We start from the raw sequence: 23,233 nt of genomic DNA, 5'->3' as shown, positions 1-23,233 counted from the left end.
GAAGAACCGCCGGCCCGGGGCCGTTCGGCGTGTGCGGACGGGCCCGGACCGGGTAGCGGGCCAGGTCAGAGGCCGAGCAGGCGCACGGCCTCGGCGCGCATCTCGACCTTGCGGACCTTGCCGGTGACGGTCATCGGGAACTCCTCGACCACGTGCACGTACCGCGGGATCTTGACGTGGGCGAGCCGGCCGACGCAGTAGGTGCGGACGGTGTCGGCGGTGAGCGGCTCGGCGCCCGCGCGCATGCGGATCCACGCCATCAGCTCCTCGCCGTACCGGGCGTCGGGCACGCCGACGACCTGGACGTCGAGGACGTCGGGGTGGGTGTACAGGAACTCCTCGATCTCGCGCGGGTAGAGGTTCTCGCCGCCGCGGATGACCATGTCCTTGATCCGGCCGGTGATGGCGAGGTAGCCGTCCCGGTCCATGACGGCGAGGTCGCCGGTGTGCATCCAGCGGGCGGCGTCGACGGCCTCGGCGGTGCGCTCGGTCTCGCCCCAGTAGCCGAGCATGACGGAGTAGCCGCGGGTGCAGAGTTCACCGGGCTCGCCGCGCGGGACGGTCCGGCCGGTGGCCGGGTCGATGACCTTGACCTCCAGGTGCGGGCCGACCCGGCCGACGGTGGAGACCCGGCGGTCGACCGTGTCGTCGGCGCGGGTCTGGGTGGAGACGGGCGAGGTCTCGGTCATGCCGTAGCAGATGGCGACCTCGGCCATGCCCATCCGGCCGATGACGTCCTTCATCACCTCGGCCGGGCAGGGGGAGCCCGCCATGATGCCGGTGCGCAGGCTGGTGAGGTCGTGGCGCGCGAAGTCGGGGTCGGCGAGTTCGGCGATGAACATGGTGGGCACCCCGTACAGCGAGGTGCAGCGCTCGGCGGCGACGGCGGCCAGGGTGGCGCCCGGGTCGAAGGAGGGCGCGGGGATCACCGTGCAGGCGCCGTGGGAGATGGCCGCGAGGTTCGCCATCACCATGCCGAAGCAGTGGTAGAACGGCACCGGGACGCAGATCCGGTCCTGCTCGGTGTAGTTGAGCAGTTCGCCGACGAAGTAGCCGTTGTTGAGGATGTTGTGGTGGGACAGGGTCGCACCCTTGGGGAAGCCGGTGGTCCCGGAGGTGTACTGGATGTTGATCGGGTCGTCCGGCGTCAACTCCCGCTGCCGCTGCGCGAGAAGGCCGGGGTCGGCGCGGCGCCCGGCGGCGAGCAGGGTGTCCCAGCCGGGGCTGCCGATCAGCACCATCCGCTCCAACTCCGGGCACTGGGGCCGTACTTCCTCGATCATTCCGGCGTAGTCGGAGGTCTTGAAGCGCTCGGCCGCGACCAGCAGGCGGATCCCGGCCTGGTTCAGCACGTACTCCAACTCGTGTGAGCGGTAGGCCGGGTTGATGGTGACCAGGATCGCGCCGAGCTTGGCGGTGGCGTACTGGGTGAGCGTCCACTCGGCGCAGTTGGGCGCCCAGATGCCGACCCGGTCGCCCTTGGCAATGCCGAGGTCGAGCAGGCCGAGGGCCAACGCGTCGACGTCGGCGGCGAGTTCGGCGTACGTCCAGCGGCGGGCGGTGGCCCGGTCGACCAGGGCGTCCCGTGCGGGGTAGGCGCGCACCGCGCGGTCGAGGTTCTCCCCGATGGTGTCGCCGAGCAGCGGCACGTCCGAGGTGCCGGAGGCGTAGCTGCGCGGGGTCGGCGTGGTCGGCACGTTCTGACTCCTGGGTGGGCGCGTGCGGGTCGGCCCCCATGCTCTCCGCCTCGCGCCCGCGCCACCACCCCCGAACGGGGGTGCGGACACGATGCTGGGGCCGTCCGTCGGGTTCGACGGACGGCCCCAGCAGTCGGGTCAGCCGTTGATGCAGGTGTTACCGAAGGCCGGGTTGAGGATGCTGATGATGCCGATCGAGTTGCCGCAGACGTTGGCCTCGAGGTTGATCGGGATCTGGATCTGGTTGCCGGAGAGCACACCGGGGGAACCGAACGCGACACCGTTCGCGGTCGCGTCGCCCGCGGAGGCGGTGCCGGCACCGGCCAGAACGGCCACAGCGGCGAGTGCGGTGGCGGCGAGGGTGGTACGAATACGCATTGCGTCACTCCTTGTGAGGGCAGCGAACATCCATGTGACGAACACACTCGCACCGATCGAACTCGATGGCAGGCCGGGAACGGCCGAATTGGTCACTCAGAGGGCGTGTCGCCCTCCCGCTCCCCCGGCACCGGCCGCACGGACCCGGACGCGCTCACCCATTCCAGCAGGTCCCGGGCCGGTTCGAGCCCCGGTTCGGCCGCCACCGCGCGGTGCAGCAGTCCGAGCGCGAACGCCCTGTCACCTGCCGCCAGCGCGTCCAGCGCCCGGTTGTAGTCGATCCGAGCGGCGTAACGCAGCCGGAACAGCACGCCGAGATCCTCCCGGCAGGACGGACAGCGCAGGCCCTGCGGGTCCGCCGGGACGGTGCACTGCGGGCAGCGCACCTCGATCGGCGGAACCTCGGCGACCTGCCCGCCGATCGGGTGCACGTCGGCCGGGGACACCTCGGACGGGTACACCTCGAACGGTGGCACCTCGGACGGAGTCACGTCGGGCGGAGTCACGTCGGAGTTCATCGCGGACCGGCCTCCTCCGGACGGACCGGACCGAGCGACTCCGCGAGCGGCTCGCTGCCCAGCTCCCGCTGCGCCTGCGCGTACAGCGCCAGCAGCGCCGAGCTGTGCTGGTTGGCGGCCTCCATGTTGGCCGACTCCACCGCCTCGTCCAGCCCGCGCAGCTCGGCCATGATCCGCTGGGCCAGCGCCGGCGAGACCATGTTCTGGTTGACGTAGACGTTGCACATGGTGAGCATCCGGAAGGTGTGCCCGAGCGAGTCGCACAGTTCGTCGGCCCGCTGGGCGGCGCGCATGGCGCCCTCCCAGTCGGCCGCCTCGCGGCGCAGCCGCAGGTCGGCGGCCACCGAGCGCAGCCGGTCGAGGTCGCTCGGGTCGAGGTGCTTCTCGCAGTAGTGGATGAACAGGCTGAGGTACGCCTCCGAGCCGCGCACCCAGCGCTGGGCCTTCAGCTGGCGCTGGGCCCGCTCCAGCGCCTCGTCCACCGACTGGCCGCGGGTCTGGCCGGCGGCCAGGTCGTCCAGGCTGTCCATGAGGCGCTGCGCCTCGCGCATCTCGGCCTCGGTGAGCTCGCCGCCCCAACGGTCGGTGAAGGTCTCGATCTGCCGCTGCTGCTCCTCGACCTGGACCTTGAGCTCGGGGTCGAGGGTGACGCGCTCCAGCTTGACGGTCTTCTCGCCGCCGCCCTGGATCCGCACCGACAGGGTGATGGTGCGGTCCCGGTCGAGGCCGAAGGACACCTCCACCGGGGTGCGGCCGCCGAGCCCGGCGGGCAGCCGCAGGGTCAGGTGGCCGATCAGCTCGTTCTGCTGGGCGATCTCGTGCTCGCCCTCGTAGACCGCGATCTCCAGCCGCTGGCGGCCGCTGCCGGAGACCACGAACTCGCGGCTGACCGGCGAACTGGTCGGGTAACTGGTGTTCTTGGGGATGATGACGGCCAGTCGGCCGTCGTTGAGCTCGATACCGAGGTTCTTCGGGGTGATGTCGAACGGGTTGGTGACCTGCATCAGCTCGCCGCAGCCCTGGCAGGCCTCGCTGCCCGGCGGGTTGACCACGCCGCAGGCGGCGCAGCGCAGGCCGACGTCCTCGGCGGCGGTCGAGGCGACCCTGGTCTGCCCGGGTGCGGCGGAGTTGAGCGCCTCGCCGCACAGTTCGCAGGCGGTGACGCCGGGGGCGGCGGGGGTGCCGCAGCGCGGGCAGTTGTCGCTGCGCACGGCGGTGGCCGCCTGGGACTGCGCCGGGATGGCCGCACCGGCGGCCGAACCGCCCAGCTCCTGGCCGCACTTGGGGCAGGCGGCGGCCTCGGCGTCGACCGGGAGGTGGCAGCCGGCGCAGGAGACCCGGGGCCCGCCGAGCAGCGTGGTGGCGCAGTTGGCGCAGTTGGAGGCGGAGAGGTCGCCGGGGGCCCGGCACTCGGGGCACTCCACCTCGCCGACCAGCGCGGACTGCACGGCCGCGCCGAGCGCCACGCACTGCATCGGATTGACGCCGCGCCGGATCCGGCGCGGCCCGAAGACCTCGCCGAGCCGCCGGGCCACCAGCGGGATCGCCGTGGAGCCGCCGACCAACACCACCTCGTCGATGTCCCCGACGGTGAGGTTGGCCTGCATGATGGCCTTGTGGGTCAGCTCGATGGTGCGCTCGATCTGGGCCTCGATCAGCTCCTCGAAGCGGGCCCGTTCGAACTCCGTCTCCAGCACCAGCTGGCCGGCGCCGAGGCCGGGCAGGATCACCTCGGAGGCCTCCTGGTGGGAGAGCTCGATCTTGATGGTCTCGGCCGTGGAGGCGATCTTGGGACGGTCCCGCAGGTCGGGCTGGTAGTCCGCGCCGTACTCCTCGCGGATGTCCTCCAGCAGTGCGGTGGTGATGGCCCGGTCGAAGTCGTCGCCGCCGAGCAGGTTGTCGCCCTCGATGCCGAGCACCGAGACCGAGCCGGGCACCAGCAGCAGGATGGAGATGTCGAAGGTGCCGCCGCCGAGGTCGTAGACCAGGACGGTCCGGCCCTCGTCGCCGGCCTCGGAGGTGATCCCGTAGGCGAGCGCGGCGGCGGTCGGCTCGTTGATGATCCGCAGCACGTGCAGGCCGGCCATCCGGCCCGCCTCCTGGGTGGCGGCGACCTGCCGTTCGCCGAAGTACGCGGGGACGGTGATGACAGCCCGGTGGAAGGGCTCGCCGAAGCGCTGCTCGGCGTCCTCCTTGAGGCGGTGCAGGATGATCGCGGAGATCTCGATCGGGGTGTAGGAGCGGCCGTTGAACCAGACGTTGACGTCGCCGTCGGTGCCGGCCGTGACCTTGTAGTCGACCTCCTTGAGGGCCGCCTGGACCTGCGGGTCCTTGAACTTGCGGCCCATGAAGCGCTTGACCGAGCGGATCACGTTGACGCCGTCGATGGCGACCCGGCTGCGCGCCGTGGAGCCGACCAGCAGTTCGCCCTTGCGGCCGCTGCCGACCACGGAGGGCGTGGCCTCCTGGTTCTGCCGGTTGAAGATGATCTCCGGCTCGCCCCGGCGCAGGTGGGCCACCACCGAGTTGGTGGTGCCCAGGTCGATGCCGAGTGTGCGGTACATGTCGTTCCCCTCTTGCCCCTCGTGGTCCTGGCTACTTCTTTCGCTTGCGCCGGCCGCCCGCGGCCGTTCCCTTCCGGCGGGCCCGGGGCGGGGCCGCCGTGGCCCGGGCGGCGGGGTCCACCGGCGCGGCGGCGGGTTCGGCGCCGCCGTCCTCGCCCTCGGCCTCCGTGGGCCCGGTGTCGTCGCCCCCGGCTTCCGTGGGCTCAAGGTCCGGCGCCGCGGCCCCCTCCGGTACGGGCTCCAGGGCCCGCTCGACGTCCTCCGCGAGGACCGGCTCCCCCACCGGGGCGGGCTCGGGCACCGCGGCGACGACGACCTGGGCGCGGCGCAGCACCTCCTCCTCCCAGAAGAACCCGGTGACCACCGTCCGGACGACCGTCTCCGGCGCCACCCCGGGACGCGGCTCGGTGCCGACGATCTCGGTCAGCGCCGGGTCCGCCGCCAGCCCCTCCAGCCGCATCGGGCGCACCCCGGCCTTGGCGAGCCGGCCGAGCAGCCGCCGGCGGGTGGCCTCGATCCCGGTACCGCGTCCGAGCAGCACCAGCTCCCGGTCCAGGCCGAGCGCGGCGAGGGCGTCGTCCACCTCGACCAGGATGCCCAGCAGGTCCCGCTGGGTGGCCCGGGCGGTCTGCGCCTCCTCGGCCCGCAGGCGCTGCAGGAGGGAGGCCCGGAACAGCAGTTGGCTGAACGCCTGGTCGAGGTCGACCTCCAGGGCGCGCTGCGGGACGTCCAGCGGCCGGTGGCCGTCGGGCGCGGGAGCGGTCGGCGTTTCGGTCATTCGGGTACCTCGATCTGCGGCAGCACGGACAGGTCGGCCGCGTAGCGGGCGGGGACGGGCGGTTCGGGGTCGGCGCCGCCGGGGGCGGGTTCGGCGAAGTCGGCCGCCGCCTCGGCCCGGTGCAGCACCAGGAGGGCGGCGGCGGGCGGCAGCGGCGGGCGTTCGACGACCAGCAGCGGTTCGGCGAGGGCGGGCGCCAGCAGGTCGGCGGCCTGGTCGACCGGCTCCGGCGGCAGGGGGCGCTGGAGGTCCAGCTCCAGCCGCCGGTCGGGGTTGCGCAGCAGGGCGGCGGCGTCCTGGATCTGCTGACGGGTGTAGCGGCCGGCCTTCATCGCCGGGCCGACGGCGAGGTTGATCTCGCGCACGCCGGCCGTGAGCGCAACGCCCAGGACCTCGTACGGCGACGGTTCGTGCAGTGGCATGGCGGGCGGCTTCTCTCCTCACGGCTGACGGTTGCTCAGGGATTGGCTGTGGCTCAGAGATTGGCTGTGGCTCGTGGATTGACTGCGGCTCGGGATTGGCTGCGGCTGCGGCTCAGGGATGGACGTATGGGCTACGACGACGGCGGCGGCTCCGCGGTTGCCGTCAGCGCAGTGCGCCGATCCTCCGTTGCAGGGCGCGCAGGTCGCGGTCGTCCGGGTTGTACTCGACGGCCTTGCCGATCAGCGAGCGGGCCTCCCGGAACTGGCGCAGGTTGGCCTGGCCGACGGCGTAGGAGCTGTAGACGACGCTGAGTTCGACGTACAGCTTGGCGACGTCCTCCGGGGTGCGGGACAGCGCGAGCGCCTCCTCCAGCAGCCGGATCGCGTCGCGGTAGCGGTGGGCCTCGTAGTGGCCGATGGCCTCGCCGCGCCAGACGCTGACCATCAGGCGGCGGATCTCGGCCGAGTCGTCGTAGGACCTGGCCTTCTGGAGCATGGCGGCCTGGGTGGTGAACGGGCTGTCCTGGAGGTTGTCCAGCATGTGGTTGGCCAGCATCACGGCGACCCGGCGCGGGGCCTCCTCCTCGGTGTCGCCGTCCCATTCCGGGTCGGCGCGCAGGGCTTCCGACATCCGGGCGACGGCGAGGGCTCGGTGGTCCGCGAAGGCGGCGATGCGGGAGAGGTGGCGCAGGACGAAGGCGAGGCCGAGCCGGTGGTCCGGGTCGGGGTTGAGCGTGATCAACTCCCGCCACGCGTCGGCGGCCTCCTCCAGTTCCGCTTCGGGGGCGTCGGGGCGGCTGAGCTGGCCGGCCCGGTTGCCGAGGGCGGCCTCCAGGAAGTGGACGGCGGTCGGGTCGCCGGGGGCGAGTTCCATGCTCTTGCGCAGCAGGACCAGGGCGCGGGGGTAGTCCTTGGCCTCGTTGTTGATCTTGCGGGCCCACTGGGCGTAGGTGGCCCCGAGGTCGCCGCGCACCTCGGGGTGGTCGGGGGCCAGCGCGAGGGCCTTCTCCAGGAGTTCGGTGGCGCCCGCCTGGTCGTCGTCGCTGCTCTTGAGCAGGGCGCGGGCGGCCCGGACGCCGCACTCGGCGGCGATCGCGGGCGCGTCGGCGGGCAGGACGGCGCCGGGCACGGCCCGGGCGCGGGTGAGGCAGTCCAGGGCCTCGCGCCAGTCCTGGTTGCGGTGGTGCTCGCGGGCCTCGCTGACCAGGCTCTCGCCGAGCAGGTCCCGCCAGCCCGTTCCGCGTTCGGCCTCGGGCACCGCGTCCAGGGCGCCGACGGCGGCTGCCTGGCGGCCCTGGAGGAGCAGGTAGCGCTGCGGGCCGAGGTCGCCGAACAGGCCGAGGGCCCTGGTCAGCGGGTGCCCGTCGGGGGTTTCCGGTCGCCGCCAGGCCCGTACGGCCTCGTCGAACCCGGCTGCCCAGGCGGCGAGTTCGGGCTCCTGGCGGAGCAGCCGGTCGAGCGCGGGGCCGAGGGCGAGGCGCCGGGCGGGGCGGCCGGGCAGGGTGATCCGGACGTCCTCCTGGGCGAAGGCGTCGGCGCTGTGCGCCTCCATGCCGAGGCGCAGGGTCCAGGCGGTGACCTCGTCGCCGGTGCGGCCGGCGGCCCGGTCCAGGGCGCGCAGGTCCTCGCGGAGGCGGTCGGTGAGCGCGCTGCGGGCGGTGGACATCCGCTGCGGTTCGGCCGGGCGGCCGGTGATCCGGGCGGACTCCGCCCACAGGTCGGGCTGGTGCAGGGCGGCGACCAGGCAGCCGAGCGTCCAGGTCCAGATCCGCTCGTCCGGGCCTTCCGAGGTTTCCGAGATTTCCGGGCCCGCCTGGAGGGAGACCGCGAGCCGATAGCCGGCCAGGCCGAGCGCGTGCAGCAGCCGGGGGTGGGCCGGGTCCTTGAGCAGCAGGGCGTGGTAGCCGTCCCAGGCCTCGCGGTGGCGGCCCTCGACGGCGTGCTGGTGGGCCTCGTGCTCGGCGAGCAGGACGAGCGCGGCGGCGGCCTGCGGCCGGCCCGGGGCGAGGGTGAGGGCCTGGCGCAGGTCGCCGGCCGCGCGTCCGGGCTCGCCGGCGTCGAGGGCGGCGCCGGCCCGGCGGATCAGGACGGCGCCGCGCGCGGCGTCGGCGTCCGCCGGCAGGTCGGCCAACGCCTCGTCCAGTCGGCCGAGTTCGGCCCGCAGCAGGGCGAGGTCCAGCCGTACGGGCGCGGCGGCGGGGCTGTCGCCGAGGGCCTGCGCCCAGGCGGCGAGGACGGGTTCGGCCTGCTCGGGCACCCCGGCCCGGCGGGCGCAGTCCAGGACGGCGCGCAGCGCGGGGCCGGTGCAGCGTACGCAGCGTGGCGAGGCGGCGTCGGCGGGGCGGTGCAGGTGGGCGGCGCAGGCCTCCCGGCCGCAGCCGGCGCAGACGCCGGTGGCGGGGGCGGGGCAGACGGCGCAGTCGGCCGTCGCGGGCGGGGGCTGCGGCGGTTCGGGGGCCTGGCCGGCGGTCAGGAAGTGGCGGTACCAGTCCAGTGCGGCGGCCCAGTTGCCGGCCCGTTCGGCGAGCAGCGCCCGCAGCCGGGCGAGGCCCGGGTCGCCGGCCGGGTCGGGGGCGAGCGGGGCGAGCAGGGCGATGGTCTGGACCGGACGGCCGGTCAGCAGGGCGGCGGCGGCCAGGTGGTAGCGGTCGCGCGGCCCGGTGGCGGCGTCGAGCAGGGTGCCCAGCGGTTCGGTGGAGCCTGCGGCCAGGGCGAGGGCGGCGCGCAGCCGGGCCTGCCGGTGGGTGACGGAGCCGGGCAGGGTGTCGGCGAGGTCGAGGGCGGCGACGGCCCGCTCGCGCGGTTCGGGCCGGTCGCGGCCGGTGACCAGGAGGTGCGCGGCCTCGCGCAGGGCGGCCTCGCGCAGCGCGGCCCGGTAACCGGGGGCGGCCGGGTGGTCGGCGGCGGCCTGCTGCCAGAGCTCCCGGGCGGCCACCGGGTCGTCGGCCAGCCGGGTGCGGGCGAGCCGGTCACGGGCCAGGGCCTGCCGTTCGCGCAGGTCCTCGTCGTGCAGCGGCTCCCAGCGGGCCAGGGCGCCGGCCGGGTCGTCGGTGCGGGCGAGGGCCAGACCGTGGTGGAAGGCGGCGATCCGGGCCCAGCGGGAGTCCGGTTCGACGTCGGCCTCGGCGCCGAGGACGGGCGCGGCCTCGGCGGCCTGCCCGGCGGCGAGCAGGGCCGCGCCGAGCCGGACCCGGGCGGGGCGCCAGTCGGGGGCGAGGCCGAGGCCGGTGCGGTAGTCGGCGGCCGCCTCGGCGGGGCGCGCGGCCCGCTCGTGCACCAGGGCGAGGCCGAACCGGGCCGGGGCGAAGGAGGGTTGGACGGTCAGGGCGGCGGTGAACTGGTCCCGGGCCTGCTCGTCGGCGCCGAGCAGCAGGGCGAGTCGGCCGAGGGCGTAGCGGGGGCGGGGGTCGCCGGGGGTCTCGGTGGCGGCGGCCGCGAGGTCGGACCAGGCGGCGTCGGTGGCGCCGAGCCGCTGCCGGGCCAGGCCCCGGAAGAGCAGGCTCTCGGTGCGCAGCGCCGGGCCGCGCCCCCACGGGGAGGGCTCGCCGGGGCCGCGGCGCAGCGCCTCGTCGAAGGCGGCGACGGCGGGTTCGTCCCGGTGCAGGGTGAACAGCTGGGCGCCCCAGCGGAACCAGAGTTCGCCGCTGCCGCCGGGTGCGGCCGCGGCGAGCAGGGTCTCGGCCTCGGCGGCGCGGTCGGTGCCGCGCAGCAGGGCGGCCCGGGCCAGGACCGGCCAGTCCCGGCCGGGCAGTGCGGCCAGCGACCGGGTGGTGGCGCGCTCGCGCTGCTCTGGGGAGCCCTCGCCGCAGAGCCGCTGGAGCCAGTCCGTGGCGCGGGCGGCGGCCGCGGCCTCCTCGCCGGGTTCGGCGCCGTCGGCGGTGGCCTGGAGGAAGGCGAGCAGCGGCCCGAGGTCGCCGTCGGGGGTGGATATCCGCTCCTCGGCGAGGCGGTGCAGGCTCCACCGGGGCAGCTGCCGGGCCGGGTCGGCGAGCAGCGGGAAGGCCTCGCGGTGCAGGGCCAGGGTGGCCTGCTGGTCGCCGGTGGGGACGGTGGCCTCGGCCTGGCCGAGCAGGGCGAGGCCGCGTTGCGGGCGCAGTTCCTCGGGGCCGGCGGCGAGCCGTTGGGCGAGGCGCGCGTAGCGGCGCCGGGCCTGCGGGGCCTTGCCGGCGGCGAGCCGTTCGGCGGCCGTGGCCAGGGCCTTGGCCACGGCCTGGGCGTCCAGGCTCCGTCGGCGGCGGGCCAGTACGACGGCTGCCGCACCGGCCAGTGCCACCACGAGCAGCAGCACCGCGAGCTGCACCATGCACCGTCCCCCTGCGCTTGGAAATACGCCGATCGATGATCAACACAAGGTGTGTGATCATGAGTTGACGCCGTTTCGATGTTGATCGGGCGCCCATCAGAATAGGCCCTCCACCGGACAGACGAACAGAATTGAGCACTATCCTGGGCGACGCAGCGGAAGCGGTGTGAGAACCACCGCGCGGGAACCGGCCCGAGGCCGGGTCGGGGCGAACAGGCCAACAGGGTCCAGTCGGGGGATGCGTGTCCGAGTCGCGTTGGGTGCCCGGGCTCCGGTTCGGGCCGGAGTTCGACCCCGAGCAGTACGAACTCCTGGAATTCCACCACCGGGGCGGCGAGGCCGAGGTGTGGCGGGCGGTGCGGACCGGCCACAGCGGGCTCAAGGAACTCGTCGCCGCGAAGATCATGCTGGAGCGCGACCCCTCCGAGGTGCGGCGCTGGCTCGGCCGCTGGGACGACGTCTCGCACAACGCCCACCGCCTGGGCGTGAACGACCTGGTGGTGCCCAGCTTCCTGCTCGGCCCCTCCCCGCACCGGCCCGGCGCCGCGCCCTCCGCCGGGCTGCTCGGCTACCAGATCTCCCCCTGGGTCGAAGGCGTGCCGCTGCACACCTGGGCCCGCACCCAGCGCGGCGGCCCGGCGGCGGTGGCCGAGGTGCTGGCCCGGCTCTGCCGGATCGTCGACGAACTGCACCGCAAACGCTGGGTGCACCGCGACATCTCCCCCGCCAACGTCCTGGTGGACGCCCAGAACCAGGTCAAGCTGATCGACCTGACCTTCCTGGCCCCGCTCGACCACACCCTCACCGTCGCGGTGTTCACCCCCGGGCACGTCCCGCCGGAGGCCGAGCAGGTCGGCGGCTTCCCCACCACCGCCAAGGACCTGTTCGCGGTCGGCACCCTCGCCCGCACCCTGCTGCTGCCCGACCACGGCCGGCTCGACCACCGGCTCGCCGCCGAACAGGCCCGCGCCGAACTCCTCGCCGCCGGCTACGGCGAGGACCTGGCGCGCTGGGCCTGCGAACCGCTCGCCCGTGAACCGGACCGCCGCCCCTCCCCGCTCGGCCCCTGGGTGGGCCGCGGCCGCGAACTCCTGCGTTCCCGCCGGCCGGTGGCGCGCACCGCGGGCCTGGCCGTCCTGCCCGACCGGGCCGGCCGGCCGCTGCTGGTCACCGGCGGCGCCGACGGCACCGCACTGGCCGGCCCCGGACACCACGGGCAGCGCCTGCCGGCCGGCCAGGGGCCCGGCCCGGTCAGGGAGTTGCTGGCCGGCTGGGCCGGACACCAGGGCGAACTGGTGGTCTGCGCCGAGGACCGCGGCGGGACGCTCTGGGTCGGCACCTCGGCCGGCTGGTGGGAGGCCGCGCGCGGCGTCAGCGGGCTCGCCGGGGCGGTCAACTCCGCCGGGGAGATGACGGTCTGGACGGCGGCCGGCGGCGCCCTGCGCTCCTACCGCTGGGCGCCCGGCCTCACCCTCACCGGCCAGGAGCTGCCCGGCTGCCCGGCCGACCGGGTACTCGCCGCCCTGGAGGAGCGGGCCGGGTCCTGGCTGGTCCTGGTCGAGCACCGGGAGCGGGTGCTGAGCTGGCGACCGGGCTCGGCCGAGCGCCCCGCCCCGCTGGGGCCGCCCGGCGCCCTGCGCGCCGGGGCGCTGGCCCGCACCTCCGCCGGACCGCAGGCCGCCACGCTGCGCCCGGACGGCTCCGTCCAGCTGCACACCCTCGACACGGCCGGCCCGGCCCCCGAGATCGGCGACGGCGAGCACTCCCTCGGCGTCGCGATGGCCGGCCACCGGGGCGGCCCGACGGTGGCGCTGGCCGGCGCGGGCGGCGTCCGGCTGCGGCTGCCGGCCGGCGGCGCCTCCCGGCGGCCGCGCTGGTGGCGCCCGACGCTGCGCCCGGCCACCCGGGTCGCGCTCGCGATGGGCGAGGACTGGCGGCTGTGCCTGGCCGCGGTGGTGGAGGGCGAGTTGCAGTGCTGGCAGGAGGACGCGGCGTACCGGTGGCAGGCGGTGGCGCTGCCCGAGCAGGGCTGAAGCGGGGCTTCGCGGGGCTGAACGGAACGCGCCGGCGCCCCGGAACCAGGTGCGGTTCCGGGGCCACGGCGACTCGGGCGGGTCGAGCAGGGTGGGCGGGCTCAGTGGAGTGGGCGGTTCAGCGTTCGGCCGGGCTCAGCGGAAGCGGCGCAGTCGCAGGCTGTTGCCGACCACGAAGACCGAGGAGAAGGCCATCGCGGCCCCCGCGATCATCGGGTTGAGCATCCCGGCGGCGGCCAGCGGAAGGGCGGCGACGTTGTAGCCGAAGGCCCAGAACAGGTTGCTCTTGATGGTGGCCAGGGTCTTGCGGGAGAGCCGGATGGCGTCGGCCGCCGCCAGCAGGTCGCCGCGGACCAGGGTGAGGTCGCCGGCCTCGATCGCGGCGTCGGTGCCGGTGCCCATGGCCAGGCCCAGGTCGGCCTGGGCGAGGGCGGCCGCGTCGTTGACGCCGTCGCCGACCATCGCCACGACCTTGCCCTCGGCCTGGAGCCGCTTGACGGTGGCGACCTTGTCCTGCGGCATGACCTCGGCGATGACGTGTTCCGGGGCGATGCCGACCTCGGCGGCGACGGCCTCGGCGACCGCCCGGTTGTCGCCGGTCAGCAGCAAGGGGGTCAGGCCCAGGCCGCGCAGCCGGGCGATCGCCTCGGCGCTGGTCGGCCTGACCGCGTCCGCGACCTCCAGGACGGCCCGGGCCTCGCCGTCCCAGCCCACCGCGATCGCGGTCCGTCCGGCCGCCTCGGCGGCGCGCTTGGCCGCGGCCAGGCCCTCCGGCAGGTACTGCGACCAGTCGTTCAGCAGCGCCTCCCGGCCGGCGACCACCGCGTGGCCGTCCACCACGCCCTGGACACCCAGGCCCGGCACGTTCTCGAAGCCCTCGACCGCGGGCAGCTCACCGGCCTCGGCGGCGGCGGTGGCGATCGCCCGGGCGATCGGGTGCTCGGAGGCGTGCTCCAGGGCGCCGGCCAGGCGCAGCGCCTCGGCCTCGGTGACGCCCTCGGCGGTGTGTACGGCGAGCAGGGTCATCCGGCCGGTGGTGACGGTGCCGGTCTTGTCCAGGACGATGGTGTCGACCTTGCGGGTGGACTCCAGCACCTCCGGGCCCTTGATCAGGACGCCCAGTTGGGCGCCGCGGCCGGTGCCGACCAGCAGCGCGGTCGGGGTGGCCAGGCCCAGGGCGCACGGGCAGGCGATGATCAGCACCGCGACCGCTGCCGTGAAGGCGGCGGTCCAGCCCTCGCCGGTGCCCAGCCAGTAGCCGAGGGTGGCCACCGCCAGGACGATCACGATCGGGACGAAGACGGCGGAGATCCGGTCGGCGAGGCGCTGGGCGGCGGCCTTGCCGTTCTGCGCGTCCTCGACCAGCCGGGCCATCCGGGACAGCTGGGTGTCCGCGCCGATCCGGGTGGCCTCGACCACCAGCCGGCCGCCCGCGTTGACGGTGGCGCCGGTGACCTGGTCGCCGGCGCCGACCTCGACCGGCACGGACTCGCCGGTGAGCATCGAGGCGTCCACCGCCGATCCGCCCTCGACCACCACGCCGTCGGTGGCGATCTTCTCGCCCGGCCGCACCACGAACCGGTCGCCCACGGCCAGGCCGCCGACCGGGATCCGGACCTCGGCCCCGCCGCGCAGCACGGTGACGTCCTTGGCGCCCAGTTCCAGCAGCGCCCTGAGCGCGGCGCCCGCGGTGCGCTTGGAGCGGGCCTCGAAGTAGCGGCCGGCCAGGATGAAGGCGGTGACGCCGGCCGCCGCCTCCAGGTAGATGTTCGACGGGCCGTCGCTGCGGGCGATGGTCAGCTCGAAGCCGTGCCGCATGCCCGGCATTCCGGCGTCGCCGAGGAACAGCGCCCACAGGGACCAGAGGAACGCGGCGCCGGTGCCGAGCGAGACCAGGGTGTCCATGGTCGCGGCGCCGTGCTTGAGGTTGGTCCAGGCGGCGCGGTGGAACGGCCAAGCGGCGTAGGTGACCACCGGCGAGGCCAGCACCAGCGACAGCCACTGCCAGTTGTCGAACTGCAGGGCCGGCACCATCGCCATCGCGATCACCGGCACCGCGAGCGCCACGGCCGTGACCAGCCGCTGGCGCAGCGGCGCGAGTTCGTCGACCGGCTCGGCCTGCCCGGCTTGCCCGGTCGGGCCTTCGGCGGCCGGCGGCTTCGGCAGCGCGGCGCTGTAGCCGGTGGCCTCGACGGTGGCGATCAGGTCGGCGACGTCGACGCCCGCGGGGAAGGCGACCTTCGCCTTCTCGGTGGCGTAGTTGACGCTCGCCGAGACGCCGTCCATCCGGTTGAGCTTCTTCTCGATGCGGGCCGCGCACGAGGCGCAGGTCATGCCGCCGATCGAGAGTTCCACCTCCGTGGAGGCGGGTGCCTGGGTGGTCATCGTTGCTCCTCGTGACAGTCGTCGTTCCGGGAACGTGCTGAGCGTCTCCGGTCCGACCTCCATACCCTTGGGGGGTATCGGTCGGCGTCGGGTTCCTTTATACCCCCTAGGGGTACCCAGAACAAGCGGATACCCCCAGCAGGTATCTTCCGGGTCGGCGATCCGCCCGCCCGAAACCCCCGGGAGGTATCCACCGCCGGACGTCAGTGCCGGTCGTGCCGGTGCCCGTCCCCGGCCGCGGGCTCGCCGCCCATCATCCGGAGCATGGCGCGGCCGCCGGTACGCAGGAAGCGGACGAGCAGGGCGGCGGCGAGGAGCAGGAAGGCGATGTTCAGCCAGGTGGTGTAGTTCCACTCGATGCCCGCCATCGGGATCTCGGCCTCGCGCTGGTCGGGGACCAGGCCGAGCGCGCCGAAGAGGAACTCGACGGTGTAGCCGGCCACCACCATGGCCGCGTAGAAGGTGCCGAGCAGGAACAGGGCCGTCCGACGCCCGTAGTACTTCCGGTAGATGTTGAGGATCGGCAGGATCAGCAGGTCCGCGAAGATGAACGCGACGACCCCGCCGAAGCTGATCCCGCCCTTCCACAGCACCACCGCGAGCGGCACGTTGCCGATCGAGCAGACGAAGGACGCCATCGCCACCAGCGGGCCGACCAGCGGGCCCCACAGCCGGCCGGCGAGCGGGTGGTCGGCGAAGAAGAACGCCTGCCAGAAGGAGTCCGGCACCCAGGCGGCGATGGCACCGGCGATGAGCAGCCCGAGGACGAGGTCCTTGAGGATCGCCGCCCACTCCATCACGAACACGTGCGACACGGCCGTGACGCCCTGCCGGGACAGCAGCCGCCGGGCGAAGGAGCCCTCCCCCGCGACGGACATGTCCATCGCCGCGTGGCCCTCCATCGAGCCGGCCAGGCCGCGTTCGGCCTGGGCGCGGGCCTCACGCAGCAGCCGGTCGCGCAGCAGCAGCCGGAAGAGCAGGGCGAGGACGAGGATCATCACCGGCCCGCCGACGAACTCGGCCGCCGTGAACTGCCAGCCGAGCAACAGGGCCAGGATGACGCCGAGTTCGATGACCAGGTTGGTCGAGGCGATCTCGAAGGCCATCGCGGCGGTGAAGTCCGCGCCCTTGCGGAACAGCGAGCGGGCAAGGGCCACGGCCGCGTACGAGCAGGAGGAGGAGGCCGCGCCGAGGAGGGCGGCGACGCCGAGGGTGCGGGGGCGGTCGTCGCCGAGCAGCCGGACGACGGTGGACTTGCGGACGACGGCCTGGACGACGGCGGAGAGCAGGAAGCCGAGGATCAGCGCCCAGGCGATCTCCCAGGTCATCGATCCGGCGATGGACAGCGCGTGCAGGATCGCGTGCATGGTGGGTCCGCCTTCCCTGGTGCCCCGGGTTCGCCAGCGCCGAGCACCATATACCCGTACCGGGTATCACCCCTCGCACCTCGCCGGGGGCCCGGCCGCTCCCCCGCCAGACCCCCGCCAGACCCCTGTCAGACCTCCGTCAGGCCGCCGCCAGCGGGGCCGACGGCTGCGCCGCCCGGTCCAGCCCGAGGTTGCGGTGGATCTCCAGGGCGGCGGTGGAGCGGTTCAGCGTGATGAAGTGCAGGCCGGGCGCACCCTCGCGGAGCAGGCGCTCGGCCATCCGGGTGGCGTGGTCGACGCCGATGCGGTGAGCGGTCGGCCGGTCGCCGCGAGCCGCCTCCAGCCGTGCGGCCAGGCCCGCCGGGAAGGAGGCGCCGCTGAGTTCGGCGAAGCGGGCGATCTGGCGGACGTCGGTGGCCGGCATGATCTCCGGGATGACCGGGGTGTCACAGCCGGCCTCGGCGAGCCGGTCGCGCAGCCGCAGGTAGTGCTCGACGTCGAAGAACATCTGGGTGACGGCGTAGTCGGCGCCCGCCCGGCACTTGGCGACGAAGTGCCGGATGTCGTCCGCCCAGTTCGCCGAGCGCGGGTGGCGCTCCGGGAAGGCCGCCACCCCGACCGTGAACGCGCCGCAGCCCTTGACCAGTTCGACCAGTTCGGCGGCGTGCCGCAGGCCCCGGGGGTGCGGCTCCCAGGCGCCGTTCGGGTTGCCGGGCGGGTCGCCGCGCAGGGCGAGGACGTCGCGGATCCCGACGTCCGCGTAGCGGCGCAGGACGGCCTGGAGCTCGGCGGTGGAGTGACCGACGGCGGTCAGGTGGGCCACCGGCCGCAGCGTGGTCTGGGCGGCGATCCGCTCGGTGGTCTCGATGGTGCGGTCGCGCGAGGAGCCGCCGGCGCCGTAGGTGACGGAGACGAAGGTCGGCGCGACCGCCTCCACCCGCCGGATCGCGGCCCACAGGGAGCGCTCACCGGCGTCGTCCTTGGCGGGGAAGAACTCGAAGGAGTACGTCCGCTCGCCGGCCGCCAGGATCTCGCGCAGTCCGCGCGGGCCGCGCGCTCCGGGTCGGGTGGTGTGGTCCATGGGGTGTCACCTCGGGTGATGGGGGTCGGCCGCCTGCCGGGGCCGGCCGCCGGGATGCGGGCGGCCGCTTCCACCCTGCCGGAAGGGCGCAACGAGATTGCCACAAGGATCAGTTGACGATCGGTCGAGTCCGTTTCACGGCCATCGCGAGCGACGCCCTCAGTTACCCCTGGGGGGTATGGTACGTTCTCCAGGCGAAGCGGCCGACCGCACCCGCGGCCGGCGCCGGGCACTGACGACAGGAGCACCCCCATGTCCGAGACCACCGCCACCGCCGAGTCCCCCGCCACCGGGACCGCCACCGAGACCGCCGCCTCCTGCTGCGGCTCCTGCGGCACCGGCGCCACCGAGGCCCCCGCCACCGGGACGGCCGGGCGGGCCGTCTTCCAGGTCAAGGGCATGACCTGCGGCCACTGCGTCACCTCGGTGACCGCCGAACTGCGGAAGATCGACGGCATCACCGACGTCGCCGTGGACCTCGCCACCGGCAAGGTCACCGTCGACAGCACCCTGCCGCTCGCCGACGAGGCCGTCGCCGCCGCCATAGACGAGGCCGGCTACGGGCTGGTCGGCCGCCTCGACGGCTAGGGCGCGCCGGCCGAACGCCCCCGACGGCAGGACCGTCGGGGGCGCTCGGCTTACGGGGTGGGGGTATGCCCGGCGGGATGCGCCCGGCGGGATGCGCGCCGGACAGGCCCCGGTGAAACCCTGACCGGAGGAGGTGAAATCGCTACCATCGGGACCAACGGGACAAGCAGCAGCGGAATCCAACGATCCACGTAAATACGACAGTTGGATTCTCATCCCGCGCCGGACCGCCGACCCCGAAGGGACCCATGTCCACCGCCGCACCCGCCCTCCCCCCGTTGCACCGACTCCCCGTCACCCCCGCCCAGCCGCCCCACCCCACCACCCTCCCCGACGGCACCCCCGCCTGGCTGGTCACCCGCTACCACGACGTCCGCCAGACCCTCACCGACCCCCGCTTCACCCGCGGCGACCTGGCCACCGTCGGCACCCCCGGCGGCGGCGCCGACGTCTCCAGCAACCCGGCTTCGATGTTCAACCAGGACGGGCCGGAACACCGCCGGCTGCGCAGCACCGTCCAACGGGCCTTCACCGCACGCGCCATCGCCGGCTGGCAGCCCTGGGTCGCGGAGGGCGTCCAGCAGGCCGTCGACGCCCTCGCGGCCGGCGGCACCCCCGCCGACCTGGTCACCGCCTTCACCCGGCCGGTGCCCTTCGCCGTCACCAGCCGCCTGATGGGGCTCGACGGCGACGGCCCGGACCACCTCGACGAGCAACGGCTCCGCCGCTGGACCAGGGCGATCCTCGCCGACGGCACCCCGGCCGACGGCGGCGACGCGGCCGACGGCGCCCTGGACCCGGCCGAGGCGCTCGCCGAATACGCCGCCTACACCGGCGAGCTGATCGCCCGCCGGCGCCACCACCCCAGCGAGGACCTGGTCAGCCGCCTCGTCCAGGCCGCCGACCAGGACGGCGGCGTCCCCGAGGAATCACTCGTCTACCTGGTCTGCGGGCTCACCGCCAGCGGCAACGAGAGCGTCACCGGCGCCCTCGGCAACGCCCTCGTCTACCTGCTCGGCGAACGCCCCGAGGACTGGCCCCGCCTCGCCGATCCCGACACCACCGAACGCGTCACCGAACGCCTCCTGCACTTCATCCCGCTCGGCGACGACGAGGCCACCACCCGGCGCGCCACCGAACCGGTCGACCTCGGCGGCGTCCACATCCCCGCCGGCGCCGTCCTCGCCGTCAGCCTCGGCAGTGCCAACCGCGACGCCGCCGTCTTCCCCGACGGCCTCGACGCCGGCCTCGACCACCCCCTGCCCGCCCCGACCCTCGCCTTCAGCGCGGGCCCCCACTACTGCCTCGGCGCCTGGCGGATGCGCCTGGAAATGCGCGAATCCCTCCGCCGCCTCGCCACCGCCCTCCCGGGCCTGCGCCTCACCACCCCCGTCGACCGGCTCACCTGGCAGCTCGGCACCACCACCCGCAGCCCCGCCCAGCTGCCGGTCACCTGGTAGCCGGGGGCGCCGGGCCGCCCGCAGGGAGCAGCGCGCAGCCCGCGTCGGCCCCCGGGCCGTCGCGGGCAAACCGTCCTCAACCCCAGAGCTGCTCGCCCAGCGTGGCGCCCTCGGGGGCGCCGGGCAGGACGTAGGCGACGGCGGAGGCCTGGTGCTGGACGAACGGGTTGAGGGCGTCGCGGGTGGCGAGGCGGGTCTGGACGCGGGTGAACTGGGCGGGGTCGCGCATGAAGGCACAGAAGAGCAGGCCGCGGTCGTCCGGGCCGTCGTCGTAGCTGTAGCCGCGGCGGAGCATGCGTGCGCCGCCGTCGAGGCGGGGGCTGCTGAGCCGGACGTGGGCGGTGGCGGGGATGACGTAGGAGCCGTCCGGGTTCTTGGCGTAGACGTCCGGTTCGTCGTGTTCGGCGCTGCCGGTGAGCGGGGCGCCGTCGCCCGCGCGGCGGCCGATGACCAGGTCGCGCCGGTCCGCGGGGAGGGCCGCGAAAGCGGCGACGTCCATCCGGATCCGCCGGTAGACCAGGACGGTGCCGTTCTCGTGCGCGCCCGCCGGGCCCCAGACCCACTGCCGGGCGGTCGGCTCGTCGGGGTTGGCGGTGCCGTCCTTGAAGCCGAACAGGTTGCGGGCGGTGCTGCCCGGGGCGGTGGCGGGCAGGAAGCCGGACTGGCTCCAGCGGGGCGTGGCCCCGGCGGCGCGGGCGGCGGTGGTGGCGAGTTCGGCGACGACGGTCAGCGTCCAGCGGTCGGCGCCGCAGAGTTGGAGGAGGACGTCGCCGCCGCCGCGCGCCGGGTCGAGGCGGTCGCCGGCGAAGGCCGGCAGGTCGGCGAGCGCGGCCGGGACGTTCAGGCCGAGCCGGGCGGCGAGGTCGGGGCCGACGCCCACCAGGCTGGTGAGCCGGGCCGGTTCGGCGTCCTGGAGCCGCAGGTCCGGTGAGGTCCCGGCGGTCGCGGCGGCCAGCAGCCGGGTGAGGTCCGCGAGCAGGCCGCGCAGGGCGTCCCGGCCGCCGGCGGTGGTCGCGGGTGCGAGGTCGAAGGCCAGCAGCTGGGTGGCGGGTTGCGGCGGTGTGGTCACGCCGGCCTGGCGCGGGCCGTGGAAGAGGGGCGCCGGGCCGGGCGGCGGGGCCGCCGGGTGCTGCGCGGAGCCGTCGTGGCCGCCGTGCGCCAACGCCTGGACGCCGGCGCCGAGTCCGGCGGCGAGCACCGCTCCGGCCGCGAGCAGCGCCCTCCGCTCGACACCGGGTCCGGCGGCTTCCGTCTGTTTCCGCACTTTTCCGGTTTCGGCATGCATGGGCGACATTGGAGACGATAGAACACCTCTCATGCAAATCCTGATGATGCGTCATTTCACTCGGCGGCCCTCACCTGCACGTGCCACGAGGCCCCTGCGACGGCTGTCCGCGGCGCTGCTCGCCACCACCCTGGCGCTGGCCGGCTGCGCGGCATCGGGCTCCTCCTCCGACGAGGCCCGCCATCCGGCCGGTACGGTCATCCAGGTCCCGGAGGACTTCCCCACCGTGCAGCAGGCCGTGGACGTCGCGCGCGAGGGCGAAACCGTGCTGGTCCACCCGGGCGTGTACCCGGAGAGCGTCCGGATCACCAAGCCGCGCATCGTCCTGCGCGGGACGGACCGCAACACCGTCGTCCTCAACGGCGGGGTGCGCCTCGTCAACGGCATCACCGTCACCGGCGCCGGCTCGGTGGTGGAGAACCTCACCGTGCACGGCTACCTCGCCAACGGCGTCCTGTTCACCGGCGTCACCGACGAGCACCTGCAACGGCACGGCGCCGGCGGCTCCGCGTACGACCCGCTGGACACCAACCGCTTCCCGCCCGTCCAGGGCTTCCGGGCCTCCCGAGTGACGGCGTACGACAACGGCCTGTACGGCATCTACGCCTTCGACGCGCGCGGCGGCGTGATCGAGGACTCCTACGCCTCCGGGCAGGCCGACTCCGGGATCTACGTCGGCCAGTGCAAGCCCTGCGACACCCTCGTGCACGGCAACACCGTGGAGCGCAACGCGGTCGGCATCGAGCTGACCAACGCCTCCGACGGGCTCAGCATCCTCGGCAACCGGGTGGTCGGCAACCGGGTCGGCGTGACGGTGAACTCCAACGACCTGGAGTCCCTCGCCCCGCAGCACGGCGCGGTGATCGCCGGAAACGTGATCACCGACAACAACGCCGCCGACACCCCGGAGCAGGCGGACGGCGGCTTCGGCATCGGCCTCGGGATCGGCGGCGGCACCGCGAACCAGGTGCTGCGCAACCTCGTCCAGGGGAACCGCGCCGCCGGGGTCATCGTCACCGACCCGCCCGGACACCCGGCGAGCGGCAACCGCGTCGAGGGCAACCGCGCCACGGGCAACGGCGTCGACCTCGTGCTGGCCTCCACCGACCCCGGCAACTGCTTCACCGGCAACACGCCCGACATCCAGAGCCCGGACCAGTTGGAGGGCCTGGCGGCGTGCGGGGCGCAGGGCCGCGGCCCGCTCCCCGGCGGGCGGCCCGCCACCGTCATGGCGCCGCCCGGCGTGCCGTTCCACCAGGTGCAGGCCCCGGCCGCGCAGCCCTCCCTGCCCGACCCGTCGGCGCCGGGCCGGCCGGCGACGGACCTGCCGGGGCCCGTCGACCCGGACCGCTACGCCCTGCCCACGGACGCCGCCACCGTGCCGCAACCCCGGTGAGCCCGGGCCCCGGTGAGCCGCAGCCCCGGCGGCCCTAACGGCCCCGGGGCCTCACCCCGCGGCCCACGGCGCCTCCGGCATCCGCACGCCGTCCTGCCGCCCGGTGAGGTCGACGGTCGTCGGGGTGCCCAGGCCGGACATCCGCATGGTGACCCGGCGCAGCGAGCCGTCGCCGTCGACCCAGTAGGTGAGCGGCGACGGCCCGCCGTCCGGGGCCGCGCCCTGGGCGCGCGGGCCGGAGAAGCGGTCGTAGTCGCGGCCGTCGATGCGGTCCCGGCCGAGCAGGCGCGCCCCGGACTGGGCGAGCAGCAGCGGGTTGTCCGGCCGGTCGGCGCCGAGGCGGACCAGCAGGCCGAGCCCGGCGTCCAGCGGGTCCGCCGTGTAGGAGCGCGGCGACCAGCCGGAGCGGGGGACGTGCTCGGCCTGCTCCCAGGCGGGGCCGGAGCCGGCCGGCTCCGGGGCCAGCCCGAGGCCGTCGCCGTCCCAGATGATCAGGCCGTGGTCGAGCTGGCCCGAGGCCCCGGAGACCTGGTAGCGGCCCACCCCCCGGCGGGTGCGGTAGTCCACCACCCCCTCCACCCGGATCTGCACGCCGCCGCCCTCCGCCGCGGTGAGCGCCACCGCCGCCGGGCTGGCCTGGTACAGCGTCAGCCGGGACAGCGCCAGCCGGGACGCCTCGTCCATGGTCACCGCCCGTTCCTCCGGTTCGCCCCAGGCCGTCACCCCGAGGGCCGTGGCCCCGGCGACCACCACCGCGCCGACCACCCCGACGAGCAGGCCCAGCCGCGCCCTCTTCCCGATCTTCCTACGGGCCATCTGGCAGCCCTCCTCCTGGTCAGCACCGTCGTACTGGTCGTGACCGTCGTACTTGTCGTCACTGTCGTGCGAACGAGCGGCGGGGGGGCGCCGGGGGAGGCAGTCGCCACGGGCCCCCCCCCCCCCGCCCCGTGCCACAGGGGGCCCGCCCCCCGCCCAACG

At 74.9% G+C, this 23,233-nt stretch carries 16 protein-coding genes; 4 read left to right on the top strand and 12 right to left on the bottom strand.

Annotation, left to right across the window (positions count from 1 at the left end):
* Nucleotides 1-65: 65 nt before the first annotated feature.
* The 7 genes from ACFWPT_RS32540 to ACFWPT_RS32510 form a co-directional block, all read right to left on the bottom strand.
* A complete protein-coding gene (locus ACFWPT_RS32540; protein ID WP_380486152.1) occupies nt 66-1,697 on the bottom strand; it encodes an AMP-binding protein in 1,632 nt (543 codons plus the stop codon).
* A 138-nt stretch (nt 1,698-1,835) separates the two neighbouring features.
* Complete coding sequence (locus tag ACFWPT_RS32535) at nt 1,836-2,075, bottom strand: chaplin (protein WP_380339720.1); 240 nt, start codon at nt 2,073-2,075, stop codon at nt 1,836-1,838.
* Between the two features lie 92 nt (nt 2,076-2,167).
* The gene (locus ACFWPT_RS32530; RefSeq protein WP_380486150.1) at nt 2,168-2,593 is read right to left on the bottom strand and encodes a hypothetical protein; all 426 of its coding nucleotides are present in this window, start codon (nt 2,591-2,593) and stop codon (nt 2,168-2,170) included.
* On the bottom strand, nt 2,590-5,157 hold the full coding sequence (locus tag ACFWPT_RS32525) for an Hsp70 family protein (protein ID WP_380486148.1): 2,568 nt from the start codon (nt 5,155-5,157) through the stop codon (nt 2,590-2,592). Before ACFWPT_RS32525 ends, ACFWPT_RS32530 begins: the two co-directional genes overlap by 4 nt.
* A 31-nt stretch (nt 5,158-5,188) precedes the next feature.
* The gene (locus tag ACFWPT_RS32520; protein ID WP_380486146.1) at nt 5,189-5,935 is read right to left on the bottom strand and encodes a nucleotide exchange factor GrpE; all 747 of its coding nucleotides are present in this window, start codon (nt 5,933-5,935) and stop codon (nt 5,189-5,191) included.
* Entirely contained in the window at nt 5,932-6,357 is a 426-nt protein-coding gene (locus ACFWPT_RS32515; RefSeq protein ID WP_063346590.1) for a hypothetical protein, read from the bottom strand. The genes ACFWPT_RS32520 and ACFWPT_RS32515 overlap by 4 nt, the downstream gene beginning before the upstream one ends.
* Before the next feature lie 163 nt (nt 6,358-6,520).
* A complete protein-coding gene (locus ACFWPT_RS32510; RefSeq protein ID WP_380486144.1) occupies nt 6,521-10,660 on the bottom strand; it encodes a hypothetical protein in 4,140 nt (1,379 codons plus the stop codon).
* A gap of 242 nt (nt 10,661-10,902) precedes the next feature.
* Here ACFWPT_RS32510 and ACFWPT_RS32505 point away from each other — a divergent pair, with 242 nt between their 5' ends.
* A complete protein-coding gene (locus ACFWPT_RS32505) occupies nt 10,903-12,693 on the top strand; it encodes a serine/threonine protein kinase (RefSeq protein ID WP_380486142.1) in 1,791 nt (596 codons plus the stop codon).
* Nucleotides 12,694-12,828: 135 nt separating this feature from the next.
* On the opposite strand, the gene ACFWPT_RS32500 is transcribed toward ACFWPT_RS32505, so the two are convergent.
* The 3 genes from ACFWPT_RS32500 to metF form a co-directional block, all read right to left on the bottom strand.
* Nucleotides 12,829-15,078, bottom strand: a complete 2,250-nt coding sequence (locus tag ACFWPT_RS32500) for a heavy metal translocating P-type ATPase (RefSeq protein WP_380486140.1) — start codon at nt 15,076-15,078, stop codon at nt 12,829-12,831.
* A gap of 203 nt (nt 15,079-15,281) precedes the next feature.
* Nucleotides 15,282-16,445, bottom strand: coding sequence for a permease (locus ACFWPT_RS32495; protein ID WP_380486137.1), 1,164 nt, complete (start codon nt 16,443-16,445; stop codon nt 15,282-15,284).
* A 139-nt stretch (nt 16,446-16,584) separates the two neighbouring features.
* Entirely contained in the window at nt 16,585-17,526 is a 942-nt protein-coding gene (gene metF, locus ACFWPT_RS32490) for a methylenetetrahydrofolate reductase [NAD(P)H] (RefSeq protein WP_380486135.1), read from the bottom strand.
* Between the two features lie 252 nt (nt 17,527-17,778).
* On the opposite strand from metF, the gene ACFWPT_RS32485 reads away from it, so the two are divergent.
* Nucleotides 17,779-18,114 carry a heavy-metal-associated domain-containing protein gene (locus tag ACFWPT_RS32485; RefSeq protein ID WP_380486133.1) on the top strand — a complete coding sequence of 112 codons (336 nt, stop codon included), beginning with the start codon at nt 17,779-17,781 and terminating at the stop codon, nt 18,112-18,114.
* A 248-nt stretch (nt 18,115-18,362) separates the two neighbouring features.
* Complete coding sequence (locus tag ACFWPT_RS32480) at nt 18,363-19,574, top strand: cytochrome P450 (protein WP_380486131.1); 1,212 nt, start codon at nt 18,363-18,365, stop codon at nt 19,572-19,574.
* 76 nt (nt 19,575-19,650) lie between these two features.
* Here ACFWPT_RS32480 and ACFWPT_RS32475 read toward each other — a convergent pair whose 3' ends face one another.
* Nucleotides 19,651-20,859: a Dyp-type peroxidase gene (locus tag ACFWPT_RS32475; protein ID WP_380486129.1), complete on the bottom strand. Its 1,209-nt coding sequence runs from the start codon at nt 20,857-20,859 to the stop codon at nt 19,651-19,653.
* Between the two features lie 31 nt (nt 20,860-20,890).
* Here ACFWPT_RS32475 and ACFWPT_RS32470 point away from each other — a divergent pair, with 31 nt between their 5' ends.
* Nucleotides 20,891-22,255 (top strand): nitrous oxide reductase family maturation protein NosD, encoded by a 1,365-nt coding sequence (locus tag ACFWPT_RS32470; protein WP_380486127.1) that lies wholly within the window; start codon nt 20,891-20,893, stop codon nt 22,253-22,255.
* Between the two features lie 51 nt (nt 22,256-22,306).
* Here the strand turns inward: ACFWPT_RS32470 and ACFWPT_RS32465 are convergent, their stop codons facing one another.
* Entirely contained in the window at nt 22,307-23,071 is a 765-nt protein-coding gene (locus tag ACFWPT_RS32465; RefSeq protein WP_380486125.1) for a hypothetical protein, read from the bottom strand.
* Nucleotides 23,072-23,233 lie beyond the last annotated feature (162 nt).

Origin of the sequence: Kitasatospora sp. NPDC058478 (assembly GCF_042720345.1) — a bacterium.
GTDB lineage: Bacteria > Actinomycetota > Actinomycetes > Streptomycetales > Streptomycetaceae > Kitasatospora.
Note: the sequence above shows the minus strand (reverse complement) of the source record. Positions and strands in the feature narration are given on the sequence as shown.